Here is a 23,751-nt window from a genome sequence, read left to right as displayed (position 1 = left end):
GGGACTCAATATGCAAGCGTCATGCCATCATGCTGTGTGTTTTGTGGCCTTTTTTAAGGCCTTTTTCGAAACGCGTCGGCGGCTCAATACACGTCGCGTGCATAGCGCTTTTCGCGCGTCAGACGGCTCACGTATTCGAGTGCTTTCTCTTCGCTCATGCCACCGTGCGTCGCGATGATGTCCTTCAGCGCCGCATCGACATCGCGTGCCATCCGGTTCGCGTCGCCGCATACATAGAAATGCGCACCGTCCTCGAGCCATGCCCACAGTTGCGCACCGTGCTCGCGCATGCGGTCCTGCACATAGATCTTGTCGGCCTGGTCGCGCGAGAACGCGACGTCGAGTCGGGTCAAGAGACCGCTCGCGCGCATCGCTTCGAGCTCGTCGCGATAGTAGAAATCGGTCGCGGCATGTTGTTCGCCGAAGAACAGCCAGTTGCGTCCGCGTTCGCCGCGTGCCTGCCGTTCGTGCAGAAAGCCGCGAAACGGTGCGATGCCGGTGCCGGGACCGACCATGATCATCGGCGTGTCCGACTGATGAGGAGGACGAAAGTGCGCGGACTTCTGCACGAACACGGGGACGTCGGTGTCGCTTGCGCGATCCGCGAGAAACGTCGACGACACACCCTTGCGGTGCCGCCGCCCGTTGCTGTAACGCACCGCCGATACCGTCAGATGCACCTCGCCCGGATGCGCCTTCGGGCTCGATGCGATCGAATACAGGCGCGGCTGCAGGCGCTTCAGCATGCCGGTGAGTTCGGCGGCCGAGAGGCTCACCGGAAACTCGTGCAATACGTCGGCGAGCTGCTGCCCCCATAGCCATTGCTTCAGATCCGCCTTGCGTTCGGGCGCGAGCAGATCGCCCAGCGCGCCGTTGCGGCTGCGCGCGGCGACCAGCGCAAGCGCTTCGGCGCTCGGGCGCGCGATCTCGTAGTGTTTGGTGAGCGCATCGGCGAGGCGCATGTCGCCGATACCCGCGACGTGCACCGATGCTTCAGCGTGCAGACCGCTCAGCGTGATCAGTTCGTCGACGAGTTCGGGGCAGTTGCTCGGCCACACGCCGAGCGCATCACCCGCTTCGTATTCGAGGTTGGAATCGCCCGTTTGCAGCGACACGTAGCGCGTATCCTTCACGGCGCCCTGCCGGTTCAGTCGCAAATTGCCGACGATGCGCGACGCGGCCGGCCGCGCCTTGGTCGGCACCGCGCCCACCACCGCGTTGATCATGCCGCCCGGCGGCACCGCATGCAGCGCGGCATCCGCCTGCTTGATACAGACGATCACGCGTTCGAGCCATGCATCTGCGCTCGACTGATATTCGATGTCGCAATCGACGCGCTCGGTGAGACGCAGCGCGCCCTGCGAGGCGAGCCGTTCATCGAGCCGACGGCCGTGACCGCAAAACTGATCGTAGTTGCGATCGCCGAGCGCGAGCACCGCGAAGCGCACGCCGTCGAGGCGCGGCGCCGTGGCGGCGTTCAGATGCGTCCAGAAGTCCTGCGCGTTGTCGGGCGCATCGCCGTCGCCGAACGTGCTGGTCATCAGCAACACGTACTGCGCCTTCGCGAGCGCCGCGAACGGATAGTCGGCCATGCACGCGGTGCGAATCTCGAAGCCCGATTCCATCAGACGCGTCGCGTAACGCTCGGTCAGCGATTCGGTGTTGCCGGTTTGCGAGGCCCACAACAGTGTGACCTTCGGCCGGTTGCGCACGATACGCACGCCCGATTCGCGGGCCTCTTCCTGCGCGGCATTCGGCGGCGATGCAGCGCCTGAAGCCCGGGCCGTCGTCGCGCTGCGGCTATACAGTCCGGCAAGCAGACCATCGACATAGAGCCGCTTCACCGCATCGAACGGTGCGCTGTGCGGCAGCACCGGCACGTTGTCGAGGCCTTGCGCTTCGGACGAACGCAGGCCGCTGACGAACCCGGCCAGATACGCGCGCTCCGGATCGCTGAGCGCGGGCATCGGTACGGGCTCGGGCGGCAATTGCAGCAAAGTCGTGAGGGCTTCGATACGAGGCATGGGTTGATCCTTGGCGCTGGGCGCAAAAGCCGCTGCGTCGGCGGGAGTAGAGAGCGCGTCGTCGTTGCGTGTGTCCGCGATGCGGTCGGCCGTTACCGGACTCAGCGCCACCGCGCAGACTTTCAGTTCGGGCTGCAATGAAACCGGATCGACCGCGTCGTTGGTCACCGCGTTGATGCAAAGCTCGTCGCCGAACACGTCGTTCCAGTGCATCGGCGCGAAGCACTGCCCCGCGCTCACCCGATCGGTGACGACGGCGGGCAGCACCGCGCGGCCGCGCCGTGAACGGATCTCAACCGCGTCTTTCGCGCGAATGCCGAGTTCGGCCGCATCGTGCGGATGAATCTCGACGAAGGGTCCCGGGTTCAGCTTGTTCAGCATCGCGACCTTGCCGGTCTTGGTCATCGTGTGCCATTGATGCTGCACGCGGCCCGTGTTCAACACGATCGGAAACTCGCGATCGGGCAACTCGGCCGCGGGCTGATACGCGCGCGCGAAAAACTTCGCCCTGCCGCTCGCGGTCGGAAAAGCAATGCGCGGGCGGCTGCCATCTTCAGCCTCCCTAAGCGTTTGGCTCACGCCGTCATTCAGATAGCGAAGCGGATTGCGCTCGGACGAATCCGCCGACGCGATCGGCCACTGCAGCGGTGCGTCCTTCAAGCGGCGATGACTCGCGCCGCGCAGATCGTAGCCGGTCGCCGGGTTCGCCGCGCGTGTGAGTTCGGCGAACACTTCGTCGGCGCTCGCATAGCTGAACGCATCGGCAAAGCCCATTTCACATGCGACGCGCGCGATGATCTGCCAGTCGGGCAACGCCGCGCCGGGCGGTTCGATGGCCTGCTGCATCAGCGTCAGATTGCGCTCCGAGTTGACCATCACGCCTTCGGCTTCGGCCCACAAAGCGCCGGGCAATAGCACGTCGGCGTAGCGATTCGTTTCGGTGTCGAGGAACGCGTCCTGCGCGATCACGAGTTCGGCCGCGCGCAATCCGGCGATCGCGGTCTGCCGGTTGGCGACGGTCGCGACCGGATTCGTGCAGATGATCCAGCACGCCTTGATGTCGCCCGCGGCCATCCGCGCGAACAGGTCGATCGTGCCGTTGCCCGCATCCGCTTTGAGCGTGCCCGGTGCGATGCCCCACAGCGCCTCGATGAACGCGCGATCTTCAGCGACCAGCGCCGAACGCTGACCGGGCAAACCGGGGCCCATGTAGCCCATTTCGCGGCCGCCCATCGCGTTCGGCTGGCCCGTCAGCGAGAACGGTCCACTGCCGCGCCGGCAGATACGGCCCGTCGCCAGATGCAGATTGCACAGCGCATTGGTGTGCCACGTGCCGTGCGTGCTCTGGTTCAGGCCCATCGTCCAGCAGCTCATCCAGTCTTTGGCCGACGCGATCATCTGCGCGGCGCGGCGGATGTCGTCAGCGGCGAGGCCCGTGATGCGGGCGACGTTCTCCGGCGTGTACTCGGCCAGAAACGCGGGCATCGCGTCCCAGCCTTCGGTGTGTTCGGCGATAAAAGCCGCATCCGTTGCGCCGTTTTCGTGCAGCAGATGCAGCAGGCCGTTCAGCAACGCGAGGTCGGTGCCGGGTTCGATCTGCAGGAACAGATCGGCTTTCTCGGCGGTCGTGTTGCGGCGCGGATCGACGACGATCAGCTTTGCGCCCGCTTTCACGCGATCCATCATGCGCAGAAACAGGATCGGATGACAGTCGGCCATATTCGCGCCGCTGACGAAAAACAGATCCGCGTGATCGAAGTCTTCATACGAGCCGGGCGGACCGTCCGCACCGAGCGACAGCTTGTAGCCGCTCGCCGCGCTCGCCATGCACAGGCGCGAATTCGCTTCGATATTGTTCGTGCCGATAAAGCCCTTCGCGAGCTTGTTGACCAGATACTGCGCTTCGAGCGACATCTGCCCCGACACGTAAAACGACACAGCATCGGGACCATGCTCGTCGATCACACGCCGCAGACGCGCCGCGGTGTCGCTCAACGCCTGGGCCATCGGCAGCGGCGCCGGGTCTTCATCGCGCGCATGACGCACGAACGCGCCTTCGAGACGCCCCGACTTGCGCAGCGCGACGTGAGCCGACTGCCCCTTGGTGCAGAGCCGGCCAAAGTTGGCCGGATGCTCCTTGTCGCCGGCGATCTTCACGACCTGGCCGTCCTCGACGTGCAGCACCATGCCGCAACCGACGCCGCAATAAGGACACACGCTCTTTACGCTGGTATCAGACATGCGCGAATGATCTGGTTAGAACTCTGAACGATTAAGCGAGGCCGTTACCTCAAACCGCGACCCACACCTGGCCGTTTTCGACGCGCGTGGCAAACGCGCTGACCGAATACGACGGCGTTTCGAGGCATTCGCCGGTGCGCAGATCGAAGTGATGCTTGTAGATCGGCGACGCGACCACGATGCGCTCGCCGAGGCTGCCGACGAGTCCGCGCGACAGCACCGCCGCGTGCGAACCCGGATCGAAGTTTTCGATCGCGTAGACCGTGGGCTCGGCGGGCGACTCCACTTCACCGCCTTCGACGTGAAACACGGCCACCTGCTCGCCGTTGACGAGCGCGCAAACGCCGGTGTTCGGCACGATGTCGTCGAGGGCGCAGATCGCGGTCCAGGCGCGGGGCAAGCGTTCGTTCTTCATGACTGGGCTCCTTTTGAGTTAAGCGGGAATCGGTTGAGGTCAAACCGTCTCGACGACAATGGGAATCTCGATGCGCGGCGCCTGCCGCTCGGCGGGCGTGGCCGGCCGGATCTGTCCGCGCTCCTCGACGAACGCGACGTTGCTATCGGACTCGTCGCTGTTGACGAAATGGCGGAAGCGCTTGCGTGTTTCGGGATCGGTGACGGCCTTCTTCCATTCGCACTCGTACGTGTCGACCACGTGCTGCATCTCCACTTCGAGTTCGGTGGCAACGCCAAGGCGATCGTTGACGATCACGTCGATCAGATAGTCGAGACCGCCTTCGAGGTTGTCGCGCCACACGCTGGTACGTTGCAGCCGGTCAGCGGTGCGCACGTAGAACATCAGGAAGCGGTCGATGTAGCGCACCAGCGTGTCCTTATCGAGGTCCGCGGCGAGCAGTTCCGCGTGACGCGGCTTCATGCCGCCGTTGCCGCACACGTACAGATTCCAGCCCTTCTCGGTGGCGATCACGCCGACATCCTTGCCCTGCGCTTCCGCGCATTCGCGGGTGCAGCCCGACACGCCGAACTTGATCTTGTGCGGCGTGCGCAGCCCCTTGTAGCGATTCTCGAGTTCGACCGCGAGCCCTACCGAATCGCCGACGCCATAGCGGCACCACGTCGAACCGACGCACGACTTCACGGTACGCAGCGATTTGCCATACGCGTGGCCCGATTCGAAGCCGGCCGCGATCAGCTCTTCCCAGATCGACGGCAATTGCTCGACACGCGCGCCGAACAGATCGACCCGCTGACCGCCGGTGATCTTCGTGTAGAGGCCGTATTTCTTCGCGACCTGCGCGACCGCGATCAGGCCATCGGGCGTCACTTCGCCACCCGGCATGCGCGGCACGACAGAATAAGTGCCGTCGCGCTGGATGTTCGCGAGGTAGTAGTCGTTGGTGTCCTGTAGCGACGCGTGCTCCTTCTTCAGCACGAATTCGTTCCAGCACGACGCGAGAATGCTGGCGACCGCCGGCTTGCAGATGTCGCAGCCGAGGCCGCGGCCATGTTTCGCGAGCAGCGCGCCGAAACTGCGCAGCCCCTCGACGCGCACGAGGTGGTAAAGCTCCTGGCGCGAATACGGGAAGTGCTCGCAGACGTGGTTGTTCACGGCGAGGCCCTGCTTCTTCATCTCGGCCTTCATCACCTGCGTGACGAGCGGCACGCAGCCGCCGCACGAAGTGCCCGCGCCGGTCGCGCTCTTCAATGCGCCGATGTCGGTCGCGCCGGCGCAGACGGCCGCGCACAGCTCGCCCTTCGACACGTTGTTGCACGAGCAGATCTGCGCGGCCGCGGGCAGCGCCTCGACGCCGAGCGCGGGCTTCGCGCTGCCGTCCGCTTGCGGCAGGATGAGGAATTCGGGCGACGCGGGCAGCTCGATGCGGTTCAGCATCATCTGCAGCAGCGTGCCGTATTCGCTCGCGTCGCCGACCATCACGCCACCGAGCAGATACTTGCCGCAATCGGACACGACGAGCTTCTTGTAGATCTGCTTGCGCTCGTCGCTGAACTGGTAGGTGCGGCTGCCCGGCGTATTGCCGTGCGCGTCGCCGATGCTGGCCACATCGACGCCCATCAGCTTCAGCTTGGTGCTCATGTCGGCACCCGCGAATTCGGCCGAGTCGCCCAGCAACTGCTTCGCGACCACGCGGGCCATGTCATAGCCGGGCGCGACGAGCCCGAACAACTGACCACCCCACAGCGCGCATTCGCCGATAGCGTAGATGTGCGGATCGCTGGTGCGGCACGCGTCGTCGATGACGATGCCGCCGCGCGCGCCCAGATCGAGGCCGCATGCGCGGGCCAGATCGTCGCGCGGACGGATGCCCGCGGAGAACACGATCATGTCGGTGTCGAGATGGCTGCCGTCGGCGAACTGCATGCGGTGCGTGCCCGCTTCGCCGTCGACGATCGCCGTCGTGTTCTTGTGCGTGTGCACGGTGACGCCCAGTTCTTCGATCCGGCTGCGCAATACGCGGCCGCCACCGTCGTCGACCTGCACCGCCATCAGGCGCGGCGCGAATTCGACCACATGCGTTTGCAGGCCCATATCGCGCAGCGCCTTCGCGCATTCGAGACCGAGCAGGCCGCCGCCGACCACCGTGCCCGTTTTCGAGCGAGCGCCGCATTCGCGCATCGCTTCGAGATCGTCGATCGTCCGGTAGACGAAGCAGTCGCCGCGCTCACGGCCCGGCACCGGCGGCACGAACGGATAGGAGCCGGTCGCGAACACGAGGCGGTCGTACGTCAGCGTTTCGCCGCTCGCGACCGTCACCGTGCGCGCGTCGCGATCGACCGCGACGGCCCGCGCGTTCAGCTTCAGTTCCACGCCGTGGCGCTGGAAAAATCCGGGCTCGACGAGCGACAGGTCATCGGCGGTCTTGCCCGAGAAGAACTCGGACAGATGCACGCGATCGTAGGCCGGTCGCGATTCTTCGCCCAGCACCGTGATGTCGAGATCGTGCGCGTCCTGAAGCGCCAGGCATTCGACCAGTTTGTGGCCGACCATCCCGTGACCGATAACGATGATTTTCATGAGCGCGCTGTCCTCTGGTGTCTGGCGAAAGCGATTGCGGAAATAAAAACGGCGTCCCGCGAATCCAGCCGAGGCTGAATCCGGGGGACGCCGTTGTCCTGTTGGGGTGCTGCGGGGCGCTGCTTTCTGCTGCAAACGCGACGAACCCACGTTGGTTCGATGGCAACGCTTCTCGCAAAGGCTGTGCCAATTTAGATCGATGCGCCGCAAAGCACGGTGTGGCGTGGGTTTACCGCAAATCGCGCGGCTCCGAAGCGCACCCCGAGCGCGACGCGTTTTGATGCGGCAAGGCACAGGGATGGTGCGACGCAGCACTGTGGACGTGCGAAACCAAGGTGCACCCAGGTGCGATCGTGACGCTGTTTTCCGCGTGAATCTCAGCGTGTGGCAACGTCTTGCGTGCCGCTATTCGATCGATGGCGTGGTCCTTGCATCGGTCCTCCGCAACGTCGTCGCGGCAACGTCGTCGCGATGCGCAGACTCAACCGTCAACCGGCAATGCAATGGACAACGGCGTCCCCTCGTGATCTTCACGGGCGGACGCCGTTTTCGTTTTGAGCCACGAGAAACCCACGGCACAAGGACACAACATGAACACCAACACCGGCAAGGTCACGCTGCTGAGCGCGGGCCCAGGCGACCTCGACTTGCTGACGCTGAAGGCCGTCAAGGCGCTCGCGGCCGCCGACGTCGTGCTGCTCGACGACCTCGCGAATCCAGACATCGTGACGCTCGCGCCGCGGGCGCGCGTGATCCGCGTCGGCAAACGCGGCGGCTGCCGCTCGACGCCGCAGGCGTTCATCGAGCGGCTGATGCGGCGTTATGCGCTGAAGGGGCTGCACGTGGTGCGCGTCAAAGGCGGCGAAGCGCTGCTGTTCGGCCGCGCGGGCGAGGAGCTCGCGGTGCTGCGCGACGCGGGCCTCGCGGTCGAAATCGTCAACGGCATCTCGTCGGGCTTCGCGGCCGCGGCGGGGCTCGGCATGTCGCTCACGCATCGGCGGCACTGCCACGGCGTGAGCTTCATCACCGCGCACACCGAAGATCACGGCGAGCCGGACTGGGCCGCGCTCGCCGCGACGCGCACGACGCTGGCGATCTATATGGGCATGCGGCGCATCGACGGCATCGCCGCTGCCTTGCTCGCGCACCTGCCGGCCGACACGCCGGCCGCGGTCGTGCAGTGGGCCGGCGGCCGCGACGAGCGGCGCCTGTTGACGCGGCTCGATCGGCTCGCCGCCGATGCGCTCGGCGCGGGCTTCGGCAGTCCGGCGGTGATTCTGGTGGGCGATGCGGTTGGCGAGAGCGCCGAAGCGCCTTGCTGGGAACGCGAAGGTCGCGGCGAACAAGGTGGGGAAACGACGCTGCCCGCGCCGGCGATTGCGCGGGCGGCCTGAGATCCGATCGAAGCGGGCCTCGCCCGCCTTTCATCCAATCAATCGCCGAACCCGAGCTCCGCGTCGACCTGCTGCCCGACCCGCAGCCACGCCCCCGCTCCGCTCGCGACCAGCGCGTTGTTGCCGAACGTGACCGCGCCGTCGAAGCGTTCGCTGACGCGATAACCGAGCATCGTGTCGGTCGGCTCGTTCGGCCAGTCGGGATCGGGCGCGCCGCGCGCCTGATCGATGGTCGGCATCGGACAGCGCGAGCACAGCTTGACGAGACGCAACTCGACGCGCGCGCTCGAGTCCGCATCCGCACCGACGGCGAGCGTCTCGACATAATCCTCTTCATAGGCATCTAGGCCCGTGAGCACGATGTTGGGTCGAAAGCGATCGATTCCAATCGACGGCGCGCCTTTGCGGTTCAGGCGCGCGTTCAGATCGTCGAGCGAGGCCTGGCCGACCACCAGCAGCGGAAAACCATCGGCGAAAAAGGTCGTCGCACCGCCGGTGCTGTCCGTGTAGTCCGGATCGACGATGCGTTCGCGCTCCGGATCGAAGCGCAGCAAGCGCGCCGGCAGACCGAGGAACTCCGTGAACCACGCCGCCGTTGCTTCGCCGGTATCGAGCCCGTAGGCGGCGTCGCTCCACACCGCGGTATCGACCCGGGCCGCGCCGGCCAGGCGCGCGGCATCGAGCGGCGTGCGCAGCTCACGCATACCCGGCGCGTTGACGATCAGATCCTCGGCGCCGAGTTCGACCTTGATCAGGGCCATGCGCGGATACGCGCGCTGCGTGAACATCGCGCCTTCGGGATCGACGATCATCCAGTTGCGGTCGTATTCGAGGCCGGTCGCCAGCAGGCGCGCCGCATCGAGCGGGATGCCGGCGCAGGATTTGATCGGATAGACGAACAGCTCGCTGATGGTTGGCATGGTCTGAGATCTCGTGGGAAGCGCGGTTTTTGGATGGAGACGCGATTGTAAAGCGCTGCGCGTGTATCGGTGATGGCGACCAGGGAAGCTGCCGTTCCGCGCTGGGGCGACGGGAAGTAGAATCTTCAGATCAGGCGGGCGCCGGCGCGCGGCATGCGGCATGCGGCATGCGACAGAGCTGCGAAACGCGCGCGCAGGCGCCGCATCGACCCGTTGCCGAAAGAAGCCGAAGACGCCACCTTCCCCTCACCGAGACAGGACATTCATTATGCTGACCAAACCCGTGTTGACCGTCGCCGAGACGACCCGCATCGTCGATGCCGCGCGCGCGGAAGCCGAGAAGAACAGGTGGCCCGTCGCGATCGTGGTCGTGGACGACGGCGGCCATCCGCTCGCGGTGCTGCGTCTGGACGGCGCGGCGCCGTCCACCTCGTATATCGCGACCGAGAAAGCGCGCACCGCGGCGCTCGGCCGGCGCGAAACCAAGGTGTATGAAGACATGATCAACAACGGCCGCACCGCATTCCTCAGCGCACCGTTGCAGGGCACGCTCGAAGGCGGCGTGCCGGTGATCGTCGACGGCCATGTGGTCGGCGCGGTCGGCGTGTCGGGCGTCAAGTCGGAGCAGGATGCGCAGATCGCGAAGGCCGGCATTCAGGCGCTCGGCGTTTAAAGCGCCGCGCGTCACAGCAATCCCGTGGCTCAACGCGGACCGATGCCCCCTCATCGGTCCCATAACAGATGGAGCAGTCGATGACACAGATGAACCCGCGCGGCGGACTGCAGGTCGCCGCCAACCTCGACCAGTTCGTCGAAACCGAAGCCCTGCCCGGCAGCGGAATCGACAGCGCCGCCTTCTGGTCGGGTTTCGACGCCCTCGTGCACGAGCTGGCGCCAAAAAATCGGGCGTTGCTCGCCGAGCGCGACCGCCTGCAAAGCGAACTCGACAACTGGCATCGGAGCCATCCCGGCCCGGTGCGGGATCTGCGCGAGTATCGTGCGTTTCTCGAAGGCATCGGCTACATCGTGCCCGTGCCCGCCAGCGTAGAGGCCACGACCGACCACGTGGACAGCGAAATCTCGGAGCAGGCCGGCCCGCAACTCGTCGTGCCGCTGTCGAACCAGCGCTACGCGCTGAACGCCGCGAACGCGCGCTGGGGCAGCCTTTACGACGCGCTGTACGGCACCGACGCGATCCCCGAAACGGATGGCGCGGAAAAGCAGAAGGGTTACAACCCGGTGCGCGGCGCCGCGGTGATCGCGTATGCGCGCAAGTTCCTCGATCAGGCCGCGCCGCTCGCGAACGGCTCGCACGCGGATGCGACGCGCTATAGCGTCGAGAACGGCCAGCTCGTGGTCGCGCTGAAGAACGGCACTACCGCGCTGAAGACACCCGCGCAACTGGTCGGCTATCAGGGCGACGCGAGCACGCCGTCGGCGGTGCTGCTCAAGCACAACGGCCTGCACGTCGAGATCCAGATCGATGCGAACGATCCGGTCGGCAAGACCGACGCGGCGCATGTGAAGGACGTCGTCGTCGAAGCGGCGGTCACGACGATCATCGATTGCGAGGACTCGGTCGCGGCCGTCGACGCCGACGACAAAGTGCAGCTCTATCGCAACTGGCTCGGCCTGATGAACGGCGACCTGACCGAACAGGTCACGAAGAACGGCAAGACCTTCACGCGCCGGCTCAACGCGGATCGCGAGTACACCGGCGCGGACGGCAAGTCGCAGCTCAAGCTGCATGGCCGCTCGCTGCTGTTCATCCGCAACGTCGGCCACCTGATGACCAACCCGGCCGTATTGACCAAAGACGGCCACGAGATTCCCGAAGGCATTCTCGACGCGGTAATCACGACGCTGTGCGCGCTGCGAGACCGTCAGAACAAGCTGAACTCGCGCACCGGCTCCATCTATATCGTGAAGCCGAAGATGCACGGCCCGGCCGAAGTCGCGTTCGCGAGCGAGCTGTTCGCGCGCGTCGAAGACCTGCTGAAGCTGCCGCGCAACACGCTCAAGATGGGCATCATGGACGAGGAGCGCCGCACCAGCGTCAACCTGCTGGCGTGTATCGCCGAAGCGTCGGCGCGCGTCGCGTTCATCAACACGGGCTTCCTCGATCGCACCGGCGACGAGATGCACTCCGCGATGGAAGCGGGCCCGATGATCCGCAAGGGCGACATGAAGTCGAGCAAGTGGATCACGGCGTACGAGCGCAGCAACGTGCTGGTCGGTTTGAGCGGGGGCCTGCGCGGGCGCTCGCAGATCGGCAAGGGCATGTGGGCGATGCCCGACCTGATGCACGCGATGCTCGAGCAGAAGATCGGCCATCCGAAGGCTGGCGCGAATACCGCGTGGGTGCCCTCGCCTACCGCGGCGACGCTGCACGCGCTGCACTATCACCAGGTCGACGTGCAGGCGGTCCAGCAGGAACTCGAACGCACCGACTACGCGAAGGTGTACGACGAACTGCTCGATGGCCTGCTGACGATTCCGGTCGTCGAAAAGGCGCAATGGAGCGACGAAGAAATCCGCGCCGAGGTCGACAACAACACGCAAGGCATTCTCGGCTACGTGGTGCGCTGGATCGATCAGGGCGTCGGCTGCTCGAAGGTGCCGGACATTCACAACGTCGGCCTGATGGAAGACCGCGCGACGCTGCGTATTTCGAGCCAGCACATCGCCAACTGGCTGTATCACGGCGTGATCGAACGCGAGCTCGTGGAGGAGACGTTCAAGCGCATGGCCAAGGTCGTGGACGCGCAGAACGCCGGTGATCCGCTCTACCAGCCGATGGCGCCGGGCTTCGACACGATTGCGTTCAGGGCCGCGCAAGCGCTCGTATTCGAGGGGCGCCAGCAGCCGAGCGGCTATACCGAGCCGTTGCTGCACAAGTTCCGGCTCGAGGTGAAGCAGCAAGGTTGAGGCCGTCCTGCTGAAACGACGATGGGCGCCGCGCAACGCGGCGCCCATTGTTTATTTCAGGGCCTCGTCAGTTCACGCGGCTTCTGCCGTCAATTGCCCCGCCTCGCCGGCCGGCGCTTCGTTCTGCATATACGCCTGCAGATACGCCTCGAATTCAGCCTTCACCTCCGGATGGCGCAGCGCGAATTCGACGGTCGCCTTCAGATAGCCGAGCTTGCTGCCGCAATCGAAGCGCGTGCCGAAGTAGCGATACGCGAGCACCTGCTCTTCGGTCAGCAGCGACTGCACCGCGTCCGTCAGTTGCAGCTCGCCGCCCGCGCCCGGCTTCAGCGCGCGGATATGCTTGAAGATCGTCGGCATCAGCACGTAGCGCCCCACCACGCCGAGATTCGACGGCGCCTCGTCCGGCGCCGGCTTTTCGACGATGCCCGACAGTTTGATCACGTTGTCTTCCCACTCGCGGCCGTCGACGACGCCGTACGAACGGCTGTCCTCGCGCGCGATCGTTTCGACGCCGATCACCGAGCTGTGGTAGTGATTGAAGGTATCGACCAACTGGCTCATCACAGGCTTCGAGCTATGCAGCAGGTCGTCGGCGAGTATCACCGCGAAGGGGCTGTCGCCCACCAGTTTTTCGGCGCACAGCACCGCATGGCCGAGACCGAGCGCTTCGGCCTGGCGCACGTAAAAGCAGTCGACGTTGGCCGGTTTGATGCTGCGAACCAGATCGAGCAGTTTCTGCTTGTTGCGCGCTTCGAGTTCGGACTCGATCTCATAGGATTTATCGAAGTGATCTTCGATCGCGCGCTTGCTGCGGCCCGTCACGAAGATCATCTCGGTGATGCCGGCGGCGATCGCTTCTTCGACCGCGTACTGGATCAGCGGCTTGTCGACGATCGGCAGCATTTCCTTCGGACTTGCTTTGGTAGCCGGCAGGAATCGTGTCCCGAGGCCCGCTACGGGAAACACGGCTTTGGTGACTTTCAGCATGGTAGGCATTCCCACATCGGTTAGAAGTTGGTGTGTTCGCGGACCTGGCGGCCAATCGATGTCGGCGCAAGACTAGCAGAAAAATCTGCGAGGTTCACGGAAGCGGTCTTTCTCCGATTTAATTCGGATAATTCATGCATCAATCGCAATGCGATATTGTGAAAAATTGAGAGCAAATTGTTACGCATATATTTGCCGGGAGGCGGATGACAAATCCGAAAGTCTTACCTTTCGGACAGCCTTGGCGTGGCCCGTCTGGCGATCTGGCGACCGGCTTCGGCAGCACGTCAGTCCTGTTCGTCAACGGGCGGCAGCTTGCCTGGGTTCATTCTGTAGCGACGGATCGGCTCGTTGCGCAAGGCATCGCGGTAAGCGGAGGCGGCCACCAGGATCAGCAGGACGGCGATGCCGGCCAGTAAATGCAGGTTCATGACTTCACCTCGGGTCAGAGAATCCTTGATCTAAATTAGCACGACAAAAGCGATAAATAATTCGACGCTCGATACATCACCGCGTAATTACAATTCGTCACAAAATAGATGCCGATTCAATTCGAAACGCAATTTTTTAATCATTTTGTGGGATTGTGGTGCTCTAGCATGGATGCGTCGCGGGGTGCGCAAGGACGCCCGCTCGAAGGCCGATTCCGCGTCGATTTTTTCTCTTTTCCGCTTCAGATAAGGACCGCGTATGAGCGACCCAGCACTGGATGCCGCCGGCTCATCCCTGCCCCTCTCCCCGCTGCCGCGCCCCGAGAAAAACCCGGCCGCGGCGCACGCTCGCAGCGACGCGCGGACCGATAGCGTCGGCAAGGAGCATGTGATCGACGCGATGCGAGGTTTCGCCGCGCTGCTGGTCGCCTATTTTCATTGCCGCCAGATCGCGTGGGTCGGCATGCAGGCGTTTCATCAGAGCGTCGGACATTCGTTGAGTCCGGGCAGTCTCGCCGCGTATCTGACGTTTCCGATCGCATGGGGCTCGGCCGGCGTGCCGATGTTCTTCGTCATCAGCGGCTACTGCATCCATCGCGGCGGCGCGCTGCGGCTCGCGGGCAATCCCGCTTACCGGCTCGATGCAGGCAACTTCTGGCTGCGGCGCTTCGCGCGCATCTATCCGGTGCTGCTCGCGGCGCTGGTACTGACCTTCGCGCTCGATTCGCTGAGCCTGCAATTGCCGCCCGTCAGTCACAAGATTCGCGAGATCGGCTGGCAGCCGTTTCTGGTCAATCTGTTTTCACTGCAGGGTGTGGCGGGCAAAACGTATGGCTCGAACGGCGCGCTGTGGACGCTGTCGCTCGAAGTGCAGTTCTATGCGATCTATCCGCTGCTGTTCGCGCTGCGGCGGCGCATCGGCATGAACGCCGTGCTCGCGCTCGTCGCGGTGATCAACGTTGCGTCCGCGTACGGGCTGGAACGACATGATCTGCAGTTCTTCACGTCGTACTGGTTCTCGTGGATGCTCGGCGCGTGGATCGCCGATGTGAGGGCGCGCAACGCGCGAGAGGCGCGCGCGCCCGCATTGCTGTACGTTCTCGCGGCGGGATTGATCGCGGCAGGCTGCGTCGCGTTTCATTTCGGTCAGTATGGTGCGTTCCAGATCTGGGCGCTGGGCTTCGCGTGCTATCTGTACAAGGCGCTCGATGTGCCCAATGACCCGCAACACGAAGGGAGTTGCGTGCTCGCGCTGCTTCGCACTGGGTCGCGTGCGCTGTCGCGCTTGCTGTCCCGCGTGGGTGACTTCAGCTTCTCGCTGTATCTGATTCATCTGCCGATCTTCGTGCTTCTCTCGGCGTGGCTGTTTCGTTCGTCGCTGCAGGTGTCGATCTGGCCGTCGTTTGGTTATATGTTGGTCGCGGTGCCGGCTGCCTATGTCTTCTATCGGCTGGTCGAAATGCCCGCGATGAAGTGGTCGGGGAGTCTCAAGGCGTAAGTACACCCTGCGCTGTGTCAACCCCGTAACGGCCAAGTGCCGCGACGGGGGCTTAGGTATGCATCCCGAAGTTTCGATTGCGACCGCCCGCGAAAAGGCGCTCGTCATGCGCGGTTTGATTCGCGCGCGCAAATGGCCATCAAAATCATCCATCGCCCATTCCACATCCCCGTATTCGCCTGCTAGCGTGGCTACCCCAATCGCTACAGAGGAATTCAGGATGTCGTATCAACAGGATTCGGGCACAGTGCGCGTGGTACTCAGTGCGCCGCAACTGGCTGCGGTGCTCTCCCGGCAGTCTATCAACCCCGCCGAAATGCTTTCCAACCGGCTATGGGGCGGCTTGCAGGTAGTCGGCGGGGTACTGGAAATGGTTGGGGCGGCAACGCTTTGCGTGCTTCCGGAACCGACGATGGCAAGCAAGGCCGGATGTGTTGTGTTCGGCGTACATGGCTCAGATACGGTGTCGGCAGGTGTACGCCAAATCTGGACAGGCCGGGATACCGCCACGCTGATCCAGCAAGGTACGACGAAACTGGCCGAGGCGATGAAGGCCAGTCCTGACATGGCGAATAATATCGGCCTGTCAGTCGATATGATCGTGCCGTTTGGATTCGCGGGATCGATCAAGGCTGCGCGCGTGGCCAGCGTCACGATGGGCCGGATCAATCTGCAAATGCATGAAGCAAAAGCCCTAAATCCGAGGCTCGGAGGGCATACAATAAAGGAGCACATTGGCAAGTCAGAGGAGTATTTGAGGGCGCGCCTGAGAAAATATCCTAAAATGGACGTCGCATCTTCTTTCTACGACCTGAAAACAGCAGAATTGGCCATTTCGAGAATTGTGCGAATTAATTCCATTAAAATCAGATCCTGGTCACGGTCTCGGCCAAATTATCATTTAGTCTTAAACGAAAACGCTGGCCGGGATATTGGCTATGGAGTGGTTAGGGAAACAGGGGAGTTAATTCGACTGCATGGAATCCGGCTAGTATTGAAGCATGAAACATATAATGGAATGCCATATTACATTATTACGTCATATGCAACCAAATTATGAGCCACACAGAAAATAACCCTTCATACCCAAATCTCGATATTCTGTTTGGCGGATATCTCAATCAGGATTATCACTATATCGGGGACTCGATTGAAGAAATCGTCGGCATCTATAAGAATGCGATTACTTCGAAAATGCGCAAGTCTGCTATCAACGAAATTAACCAGCTGGCAGAGAACTTCGGCGAAAACCTAGATAGTGCCTTCTATGAAATGTACGGACATGATTTTAATCCGAAGCTATGGGGTCACACGACTGCATCGTTTCTTGAGGAACTCAAGCGCATTCTGAGCGAGTAATGCACTCGTCTCCCCTTGAAAAAAACGGAGCGTAGAATGGAAAATGTTATCTGACCGCCACCCCAGAATGTATGAGCTTTTCGGTGCGTATTTCAATGAAGATTTTGATCTTTGGGGAAACACAATCTCTGAAATTGTCTCATGCTATAAAAATGATAGTTCAACGGAATACCGAAAAGAGATAATTGATGAAATAAATTCGTTCATGAATGAACATCCGTCCGACTTGGATTCTGCGTTCGAAAGAGATTACGGTTCAGGGTTTGATCCTAATCTGTGGGGCCACACTACAGCCTCATTTCTTGACGAGTTGAAGCGCCTTCTGAGCGAGTAATCTACTGGTCGCCGCGCGAGGGTTGTTAGATGCCACGCGCGCGGCGCGCAAAAAAACGGAGCGAAGGTCATTCGACTTCCGCCCCGTCACGCCAAGCAAGGACTGGCCAAGCCCCTGTCTACCCTCACGTAAAAAACCCCGCTCTACCGCCCCGCCACACTCTTCAGAATCCCCGCGACCCCACCCACATAGCTGCGCGTGCCGAAACGCTCCTGCGCGGTCCGATAGCCGTTCTCGACCAGCTTGTCGCGCAAGTCGCCGTTCGAGCGCAATTCGGCGAGCGTATCGGCGAGCGCATGCGCATCGCCCGGCGTACACAGGACGCCGTTCTCGTAGTCCTCGATGATTTCGAGCACGCCGCCCGCGCGCGACGCCACGACCGGCCGCTGCGCGAGCATCCCCTCGACGATCACGCGGCCGAACGGTTCCGGCGTGATCGACGTATGCACGACCGCATCGACCGCGCACATGCAGGCGGCAATATCGTGCTGGAAGCCGAGAAAGTGCACCCGCTCGCCGAGCCCGTGTGCGGCAACGAAGGCCCGCAGTTCCATTTCGTACTGGTCCTCGCCGAACAGCGCCGCGCCGACCAGCACCGCATGCATCTGCGGATTGAGCACCATCGCTTCGAGCAGCACATGCTGCCCCTTCCAACGCGCAAGGCGGCTGAACGAGCCGACGAGGAACGCGTCGCGCGGCAGATTCAGGCGCTCGCGCAGCACCGCTTGCGGCACCGTGCGCAACGCGTCGAACGGCTCCGCGTCGATCCCATTGAATACGACGTCGATGCGCTTGCCGTCGAACCGCGTGAGCTTCGCGAACGCCTGCGCCGACGCGGCCGAATTGGCGATCACGTGCGTGAGGCCGAGCCGCGCGCACCACTTGATGATCGCGAGCTGCTTGCCGCCGAAATGCTCGGCGCTGACGATGTCGCGCAAATGCCAGACCACCGGCCGTCTCGCGAGCTTGCCGGCCACTGCGCCGATCACCATCGCACGCTGCGTATTCGCGTAGATCACGTCCGCATTGCGCGCCCGTTTCGCGGTGGCACGCACGAGTGAGATGAGCCCCTTCAATGCCTGACCTTTCGGCAGCGAACCGCCCTGCTTGCGCACGTTTTTCAGCACTCCGGCATCGAGCACGGAGACCTCGACGCCGGTCTTCGCGAGCGCGGTATTGAACGGCCCGTCGTCGAACAGCACGACCTCGATGCGCGAGCGCAGCGCCTTGACGATTTCGAGCAGCGACAGCTCGGCGCCGCCGAGCACGCCGCTCTGATCGACGGCGAGAATGCGCGGCACGTTCGCTGCGCTCTGCGCGCCCGGCCGATATGGCGTATAGGGCGGCAGCGTCGCGGCGCGCAGCGCGGGCACCGCCGCGCGCACCTGCGCGAAAAAGCGCTCGCGGAAATGCGCGGCCGAAAACTGCTCGGCGTTGCCGCGGCAATGCTCGGGCTGGAACCGGTGCCCAAGCTCGTCGAAACGATTCACGGCAGCGATGATCGAGTCGGCATCCTGTTCATCGAAGAACATGCCGGTCGGGTTCGGCTCCGACAGATCGCGCACGGTTTCGAGCGCCCCGCCCTTGCCGTAGGCGATCACCGGCGTGCCGCAAGCCTGCGCCTCGACCACCGAAATGCCGAAGTCCTCTTCGGCCGCGAACACGAATGCCTTCGCGCGGCTCATGCGGTCCTTCAGCACCTTGAACGGCTGATAGCCCATGATCTCGACGTTCGGCCCCGCCTTCGCGCGGATCTTCGCCATGTCGGGTCCGTCGCCGATCACGACGAGCTTGCGCTCGGGCATCCGCGCGAACGCCTCGACGATCAGATCGATTTTCTTGTACGGCACCATCCGCGACGCGGTCAGATAAAAGTCTTCCTTCTGCGTGCACAGCGTGAACGCGTCGACATCGACCGGCGGGAAGATCACTTGCGCGTCGCGCTGATACACCTTCTTGATGCGTCGCGCGATGAACGCCGAGTTCGCGATGAAGCCGTCGACCGAGTTCGACGTGCGGATATCCCAGTTGCGTATGTAATGCAGAATCAGCCGGGCGAGTGCCGACTTCGGGCCGTTGGTCAGCTTCGACTGCTGCAGATACTGATGCTGCAAATCCCACGCATAGCGGATAGGCGAATGCACGTAGCTGATATGCACCTGGTCGGGACCGGTGAGAATGCCCTTGGCGACCGCGTGACTGCTCGAAATCACCACGTCGTACGCCGACACGTCGAGCTGTTCGATCGCGAGCGGCATCAGCGGCAGATACGAGCGGTACTTGCTGCGCGCGAGCGGCAGTTTCTGGATGAACGACGTCGTCACCGTCTTGCCGCGCAGGAAGCTGCGATCGTCGAGAAAGTCCACGAGGCTGAACAGGTCCGCATCGGGAAAGCACGCGATGATCTGCTCGAGCACTTTCTCCGCGCCCGCGTAGGTGACGAGCCAATCGTGCACGATCGCAATGCGCACGTTTCTGTCCGCGCGCGGCGTGGTACGGCGCACTGCCGGCTGCATGCCTGGCACGCTCGTCAGTTCGTCGAGCGCGCCGCGCGTCGCAGGCCTCAACAGGTTTTTTTCAAGGACGTCGTGATTCATGCGCTTTTCCTCGGATTCAGTCGCAATAGCAGTGAACGCGCAAGATTGCGCAAGGCGGGCGTCATCGTGATCGACCACGCGACGTTCGCGCCGACCATCAGCAAGCCAGCGGCGATCGCGAGCGCGAGGCTCGGCAGGAAGCTCGCGAGCCACAGGCTGGCGAGCAGGAAGGCGAGATGGGCGAGCATGTCGAGCACGATCTGGCGCGCGCGGATCGCCGCGAAATGCAGCAGTACCGCGTAGTCGAACAGTGCGCGCGCGGAAACCGCGACCGCCGCGCCCGTCAGCCCGAAATGCGTGATCCCGAGCCACAATGCGCCGGCGAACAGCGGCAACTCGACGAGCCCGATGCGCGCGGCGGTGGCTGGATTGACCTGTGACTGAATCAGGATGCGCGTCACGTTCGCCTGGCCGACGAGCCACACGGCAACGATCATGATGCGGCCGACGGGCGCCGCGACCGTCGCGATCTCGTTGCCGACCCACAGATGCAGGAACGGTTCGAGCACCAGCATCGCAACGAGCGCGACCGGCGTGAACACGCCGTTGAGAAATTCGAGCGACTGCTGCGTGATCGTGTCGGCATCCGCGCGGCCGACCGCCGACAGCCGCGGAAACAGCGTGCGCACCAGCGCGGTCGGCACGATGTTCAGACGCGTGACGAGATTCTGCGGCACCGTGTAGTACGTGACGAAACGCGCGCCGAGGCGTGATCCGAGCATCACGCGATCGAGCGAATCGGCGACCATCGTCGTCACGCTCGCGATCAGCATCCAGCCGCCGAAGTTGAACAGCCCTTTCGAGACGCCGAGCCGCGGCGGTTCAATGCTGCGTATCTCAAGCACTTTCAGCGCGTAGCGGCCGAGCAGCAGCGCCGCGAGAATCCGCGCGACCACGGCCGCGGCGAGTACATTCTGCAAGGTCGCGCCGAGCCACAACGCGGCACCGAGCGGCAGAAGCTGGAACAGGAACGTGCCGATGGTCTGATTCGTGTTGTAGACGCCGAAGCGTTCCGCGCCATTGATCGCGCCCGCGAACACCCACGACACGTTCGCGATCGGAATCGCGACCGCGAGCCACGGCAGCGCCATATACACTTCGTGCTGCAGCTCGGGCGACACCTTCGTGAAATACGCGGTGTACAGGAACGCACCGAAGTAGATGATCAAACCGCCGACCACGCCGGTCGTCAGATTGAGCCACGTCGCGCTCCAGAACACGCGCGCGCTTTCCCGCTGATCGCCCGACGCGCGCGCCTTCGAAATATGGTTCTGCGCGGCCATGCTCATGCCGAGATCGAGAATCCCGAAGTAGCCGATCAGCGTCCACACGAGACTGATCACACCGTAGCGCTCGACGCCGAGCAGCCGGATATACGCCGGCACGGTCACGAGCGACACGAACGTCGGCAGCACGAGCCCGAAAAAATTGATCGCTACGTTCCTGAGAATGCCTTTGTCCATCGAATCCCTTGGGTTTTGCGGTTAGATTGCGTGCGGGGCTGCGTCAGCGAGGCCAACGCACCTCAAGGCTTCCAGCGATACATCAGCACCTTGCCGCGCGCGTCTTCCTCGACGAACACCAGGTACTCGCCATCGGCGCGCTTCGTCGCGCTGATGCCGTTCGGCACGTCGACCCAGCCCGACGCGCGGCCCACTTCGGGGCCCGGCCGGATCACGCCGAGTTCCTTGCCGCTGTCCTTGTCCCACACGTGCACCGCGCCGACCGGCTCGACGCCGAACACGTATTGCCCTTCGACGGTGACGCCGATGATCGTCGCGATCGGCTTGCTCTGCGTCTGCCACGGCAAGTCGATCGCGTAACGCTGCACCGGCTTGCCGCTCGACCACTTGTCGTAGCGCACCAGCACACGCCCCACTTCCTTCCAGAAGCCCTGCGCGGTCGGCATATCGGCCGTATAGCCGCTTACGTACATCGTGTCGGTGTCCGGTTCATAGATCGCGCGATGCAGTTCGCTGAACGGTGCCGGCACCGGGTACTGCGCCAGGTTCGAGTACGAGTAGACAGGGTTGCCCTTCGCATCGAGTCCGCCGAAACGGAAGCGATAGATGCCCTTCGTATCCCGGGTGCGCCAGATGTCGCCGGCCGTATCGACCCACCACCCCCAGCCGCCCGCGAGCTTCGTGCCGCTCGTGTTCAGCGTGTATTCGTCGCGCTCGAACTGGCCATCGCCATTCGTGTCGCGCCAGATCCAGTCACCGCCCGGCGGCGCATTCGGCACCTTCGTGACCGCGCGCTCGCGGCCTGCGATAAATCCAGACGGAATCGCGCTCTCGCCGTCGTGCTGCGGATCGAAGCGATAGATCTTCAGATGGTCCGCATACATGTCGCTCAGATAGAGGAACGTGCGCCCCTTCAACCGCCGCGCGATCGGCAGGCCCGGATACTGGTCGGTATGGAACACCGGATCGTCCGGGTACTTGAACCGATTCGACAGGAATCCCGCGTATTTCCAGTCCTGCCCCGACGGCTTCGACAGATCTAGCTCGAAGCGCTTGTTGCCGGTATAGACGCTGTCGGGCCGGGCCGGATCGATCCACGCGCCGTCGACGAACAGCAGCCCTTCGACCTGCCAGTTGCGCTTGCCGTCCGGCGCGTAGCTTTCGAGCGTCGCGCCGAGGCCCGCGCCGATCGGCTCGTAACGCGGACCGATGCCATTGGTCGATACGTACACGTTGCCGCGCGCATCGACACCGACGCCAGTCAAGCCGTTGAATCGCAACGGTCCCGGCTTGCCCGCGACGCCGCTGAAAATGCCGCCGCGCTCGCCGAGCGTGCCCGACGCCGTGTAGCGGCCGTCGCGCTTCGTGAAGAACAGCACCTGCTGGCGCGGACCGTTGTCGGCGATCAGCAGGCGGCCTTGCGCATCGACGGCGAGGTCGACCGCGACCGTGTCGGCCGGCAGCGTGATGGTTTCATCGATGCGCTGACCGGTCGCGGTGTAATGCTCGATGCCCGGCGCGCGATCGCTGCGTGTGCCGCTCAGCACCCAGAGCGTGCCGTCGGGTGCGAGCGCGAGACGTCCAGGCTCGTGCACGCTCCACGTCGCCTTCTGCTGCATCGACTCGGCATCGTAGACTTCGATGCGATTGCGCGCGGTATTGGCCGCGAACAGCGTCGTGTCGTTCGCGGCGAGTCCGTCGATCTCCGCGTTCGTGCCGGTCGGCACTTCGTTCATCATCAGAAAGCCGGCGGCGAGCTGCGCATGCGGGTCCGCGTTTTTGGCGGCGGGCTGAAACGGGGCCACGCGCTTCGGTTCGCCGATCAGGCGCCGCGAAATGCCGAACCATTGTTTGCCCTTGTCCGGCCATACGCCCGGCTCGACCAGGTGCCCCTTCTCATTGCCGACCGCGATCGCGACGAACGCATATTTGCGGTTGACCGCGATCGCATTGCCGCCGGCGTTGCCCCAGCCATGCGTGCCACCCGCGAAGCCGAGCATCTTGCCGTCCTGATAGACGCTCGCTTCGGCGCCGCTTTCATCCCACGGCGCGTTCGTATACACCTTGCCGTCCGGGGTGACCGCGATCGCGGTGATGTTGATCTGCGTCCATGTGCCATCGCCGAAGCCAAAGCTGTTGCCGATCCATGAGGTCTTCGCGTTCAACGCGGTTTCGGCGCGAGCCGGCAGAACGGCCGTTGCGGCGACGACGCCGGCGGCGCAGGCTGTCAGGGCGAACCAGCTTTTGAACGTGATGCGGCGCAAGGCGGAACCTCCAGTCGATGTCCGGTCAACGCGATGCACGCGGACCCGTGCCCGCTCGGGGCGAAAATCAGTGATGTGGTAAAGCGAAACGAAGCGCAACCGATTGAAGCGCGGCGCCCGAAGGCAGCCGTCCGCACGACTAAGTTACGCGGAAAAAATGCAGCGACGAAAGTCGAAAATAATTCAAAAATATTCGTTCGCTTATACGTCGCAAAAGAAATGAATTTAAAAATCGATGAAAGCGAAAGCCGCGGCGTCGCGCGCGCCCCCGTCGCCGGGATCTTCCGTTCGTAACGATGTGGAATCACGCAAT

At 63.4% G+C, this 23,751-nt stretch carries 17 protein-coding genes; 8 read left to right on the top strand and 9 right to left on the bottom strand.

Translation table 11 applies throughout. From position 1 onward, the window contains the following. Positions 1-83: 83 nt before the first annotated feature. The 3 genes from AB3X94_RS33155 to nirB are packed head-to-tail and all read right to left on the bottom strand — an operon-like array spanning position 84 to position 7,260. A complete protein-coding gene (locus tag AB3X94_RS33155; RefSeq protein ID WP_368613717.1) occupies positions 84-4,265 on the bottom strand; it encodes a molybdopterin-dependent oxidoreductase in 4,182 nt (1,393 codons plus the stop codon). Between the two features lie 49 nt (positions 4,266-4,314). After that, positions 4,315-4,680, bottom strand: a complete 366-nt coding sequence (nirD, locus tag AB3X94_RS33150) for a nitrite reductase small subunit NirD (protein WP_176108531.1) — start codon at positions 4,678-4,680, stop codon at positions 4,315-4,317. Positions 4,681-4,719: 39 nt separating this feature from the next. Next, positions 4,720-7,260 (bottom strand): nitrite reductase large subunit NirB, encoded by a 2,541-nt coding sequence (gene nirB / locus AB3X94_RS33145; RefSeq protein WP_368613716.1) that lies wholly within the window; start codon positions 7,258-7,260, stop codon positions 4,720-4,722. A gap of 590 nt (positions 7,261-7,850) precedes the next feature. On the opposite strand from nirB, the gene cobA reads away from it, so the two are divergent. Next, the gene (gene cobA / locus AB3X94_RS33140; RefSeq protein WP_176119799.1) at positions 7,851-8,654 is read left to right on the top strand and encodes a uroporphyrinogen-III C-methyltransferase; all 804 of its coding nucleotides are present in this window, start codon (positions 7,851-7,853) and stop codon (positions 8,652-8,654) included. Between the two features lie 38 nt (positions 8,655-8,692). Here the strand turns inward: cobA and AB3X94_RS33135 are convergent, their stop codons facing one another. Beyond that, a complete protein-coding gene (locus tag AB3X94_RS33135; RefSeq protein ID WP_176108534.1) occupies positions 8,693-9,574 on the bottom strand; it encodes an MOSC domain-containing protein in 882 nt (293 codons plus the stop codon). A gap of 268 nt (positions 9,575-9,842) precedes the next feature. Here AB3X94_RS33135 and AB3X94_RS33130 point away from each other — a divergent pair, with 268 nt between their 5' ends. Together AB3X94_RS33130 and AB3X94_RS33125 are read left to right on the top strand one after the other, a co-directional pair. Further along, the gene (locus AB3X94_RS33130) at positions 9,843-10,247 is read left to right on the top strand and encodes a heme-binding protein (protein WP_368588897.1); all 405 of its coding nucleotides are present in this window, start codon (positions 9,843-9,845) and stop codon (positions 10,245-10,247) included. An 80-nt stretch (positions 10,248-10,327) separates the two neighbouring features. After that, the gene (locus tag AB3X94_RS33125) at positions 10,328-12,502 is read left to right on the top strand and encodes a malate synthase G (RefSeq protein ID WP_368613715.1); all 2,175 of its coding nucleotides are present in this window, start codon (positions 10,328-10,330) and stop codon (positions 12,500-12,502) included. A gap of 72 nt (positions 12,503-12,574) precedes the next feature. Here the strand turns inward: AB3X94_RS33125 and galU are convergent, their stop codons facing one another. Both galU and AB3X94_RS33115 read right to left on the bottom strand, forming a co-directional pair. Continuing rightward, positions 12,575-13,492 (bottom strand): UTP--glucose-1-phosphate uridylyltransferase GalU, encoded by a 918-nt coding sequence (gene galU, locus AB3X94_RS33120; RefSeq protein ID WP_176108537.1) that lies wholly within the window; start codon positions 13,490-13,492, stop codon positions 12,575-12,577. Between the two features lie 287 nt (positions 13,493-13,779). Then, positions 13,780-13,923, bottom strand: coding sequence for a hypothetical protein (locus AB3X94_RS33115; RefSeq protein ID WP_176108538.1), 144 nt, complete (start codon positions 13,921-13,923; stop codon positions 13,780-13,782). A gap of 259 nt (positions 13,924-14,182) precedes the next feature. Here AB3X94_RS33115 and AB3X94_RS33110 point away from each other — a divergent pair, with 259 nt between their 5' ends. The 4 genes from AB3X94_RS33110 (at position 14,183) to AB3X94_RS33095 (ending at position 17,114) form a co-directional block, all read left to right on the top strand. Continuing rightward, positions 14,183-15,421, top strand: a complete 1,239-nt coding sequence (locus AB3X94_RS33110; protein WP_368613714.1) for an acyltransferase family protein — start codon at positions 14,183-14,185, stop codon at positions 15,419-15,421. 220 nt (positions 15,422-15,641) lie between these two features. Next, entirely contained in the window at positions 15,642-16,481 is an 840-nt protein-coding gene (locus tag AB3X94_RS33105) for an RNase A-like domain-containing protein (protein ID WP_368613746.1), read from the top strand. Next, entirely contained in the window at positions 16,478-16,780 is a 303-nt protein-coding gene (locus AB3X94_RS33100; RefSeq protein WP_176108540.1) for a contact-dependent growth inhibition system immunity protein, read from the top strand. The genes AB3X94_RS33105 and AB3X94_RS33100 overlap by 4 nt, the downstream gene beginning before the upstream one ends. A gap of 43 nt (positions 16,781-16,823) precedes the next feature. After that, positions 16,824-17,114: a contact-dependent growth inhibition system immunity protein gene (locus AB3X94_RS33095; RefSeq protein ID WP_176108541.1), complete on the top strand. Its 291-nt coding sequence runs from the start codon at positions 16,824-16,826 to the stop codon at positions 17,112-17,114. Between the two features lie 143 nt (positions 17,115-17,257). On the opposite strand, the gene AB3X94_RS33090 is transcribed toward AB3X94_RS33095, so the two are convergent. The 3 genes from AB3X94_RS33090 to AB3X94_RS33080 form a co-directional block, all read right to left on the bottom strand. Continuing rightward, positions 17,258-19,711 carry a glycosyltransferase family 4 protein gene (locus AB3X94_RS33090; protein ID WP_368613713.1) on the bottom strand — a complete coding sequence of 818 codons (2,454 nt, stop codon included), beginning with the start codon at positions 19,709-19,711 and terminating at the stop codon, positions 17,258-17,260. After that, entirely contained in the window at positions 19,708-21,174 is a 1,467-nt protein-coding gene (locus AB3X94_RS33085) for a flippase (RefSeq protein ID WP_176108543.1), read from the bottom strand. Before AB3X94_RS33085 ends, AB3X94_RS33090 begins: the two co-directional genes overlap by 4 nt. Positions 21,175-21,236: 62 nt before the next feature. Then, complete coding sequence (locus AB3X94_RS33080) at positions 21,237-23,438, bottom strand: hypothetical protein (protein WP_368613712.1); 2,202 nt, start codon at positions 23,436-23,438, stop codon at positions 21,237-21,239. Between the two features lie 33 nt (positions 23,439-23,471). On the opposite strand from AB3X94_RS33080, the gene AB3X94_RS33075 reads away from it, so the two are divergent. Next, complete coding sequence (locus AB3X94_RS33075; RefSeq protein ID WP_368613711.1) at positions 23,472-23,732, top strand: hypothetical protein; 261 nt, start codon at positions 23,472-23,474, stop codon at positions 23,730-23,732. The last annotated feature ends 19 nt before the right edge of the window (positions 23,733-23,751 follow it).

The organism is Paraburkholderia sp. BR10923 (assembly GCF_040948765.1).
GTDB classification, from domain to species: Bacteria; Pseudomonadota; Gammaproteobacteria; order Burkholderiales; family Burkholderiaceae; genus Paraburkholderia; species Paraburkholderia youngii.
The sequence above is the reverse complement of the archived record's forward strand: the minus strand, read 5'-3'. Positions and strand labels throughout refer to the sequence as shown.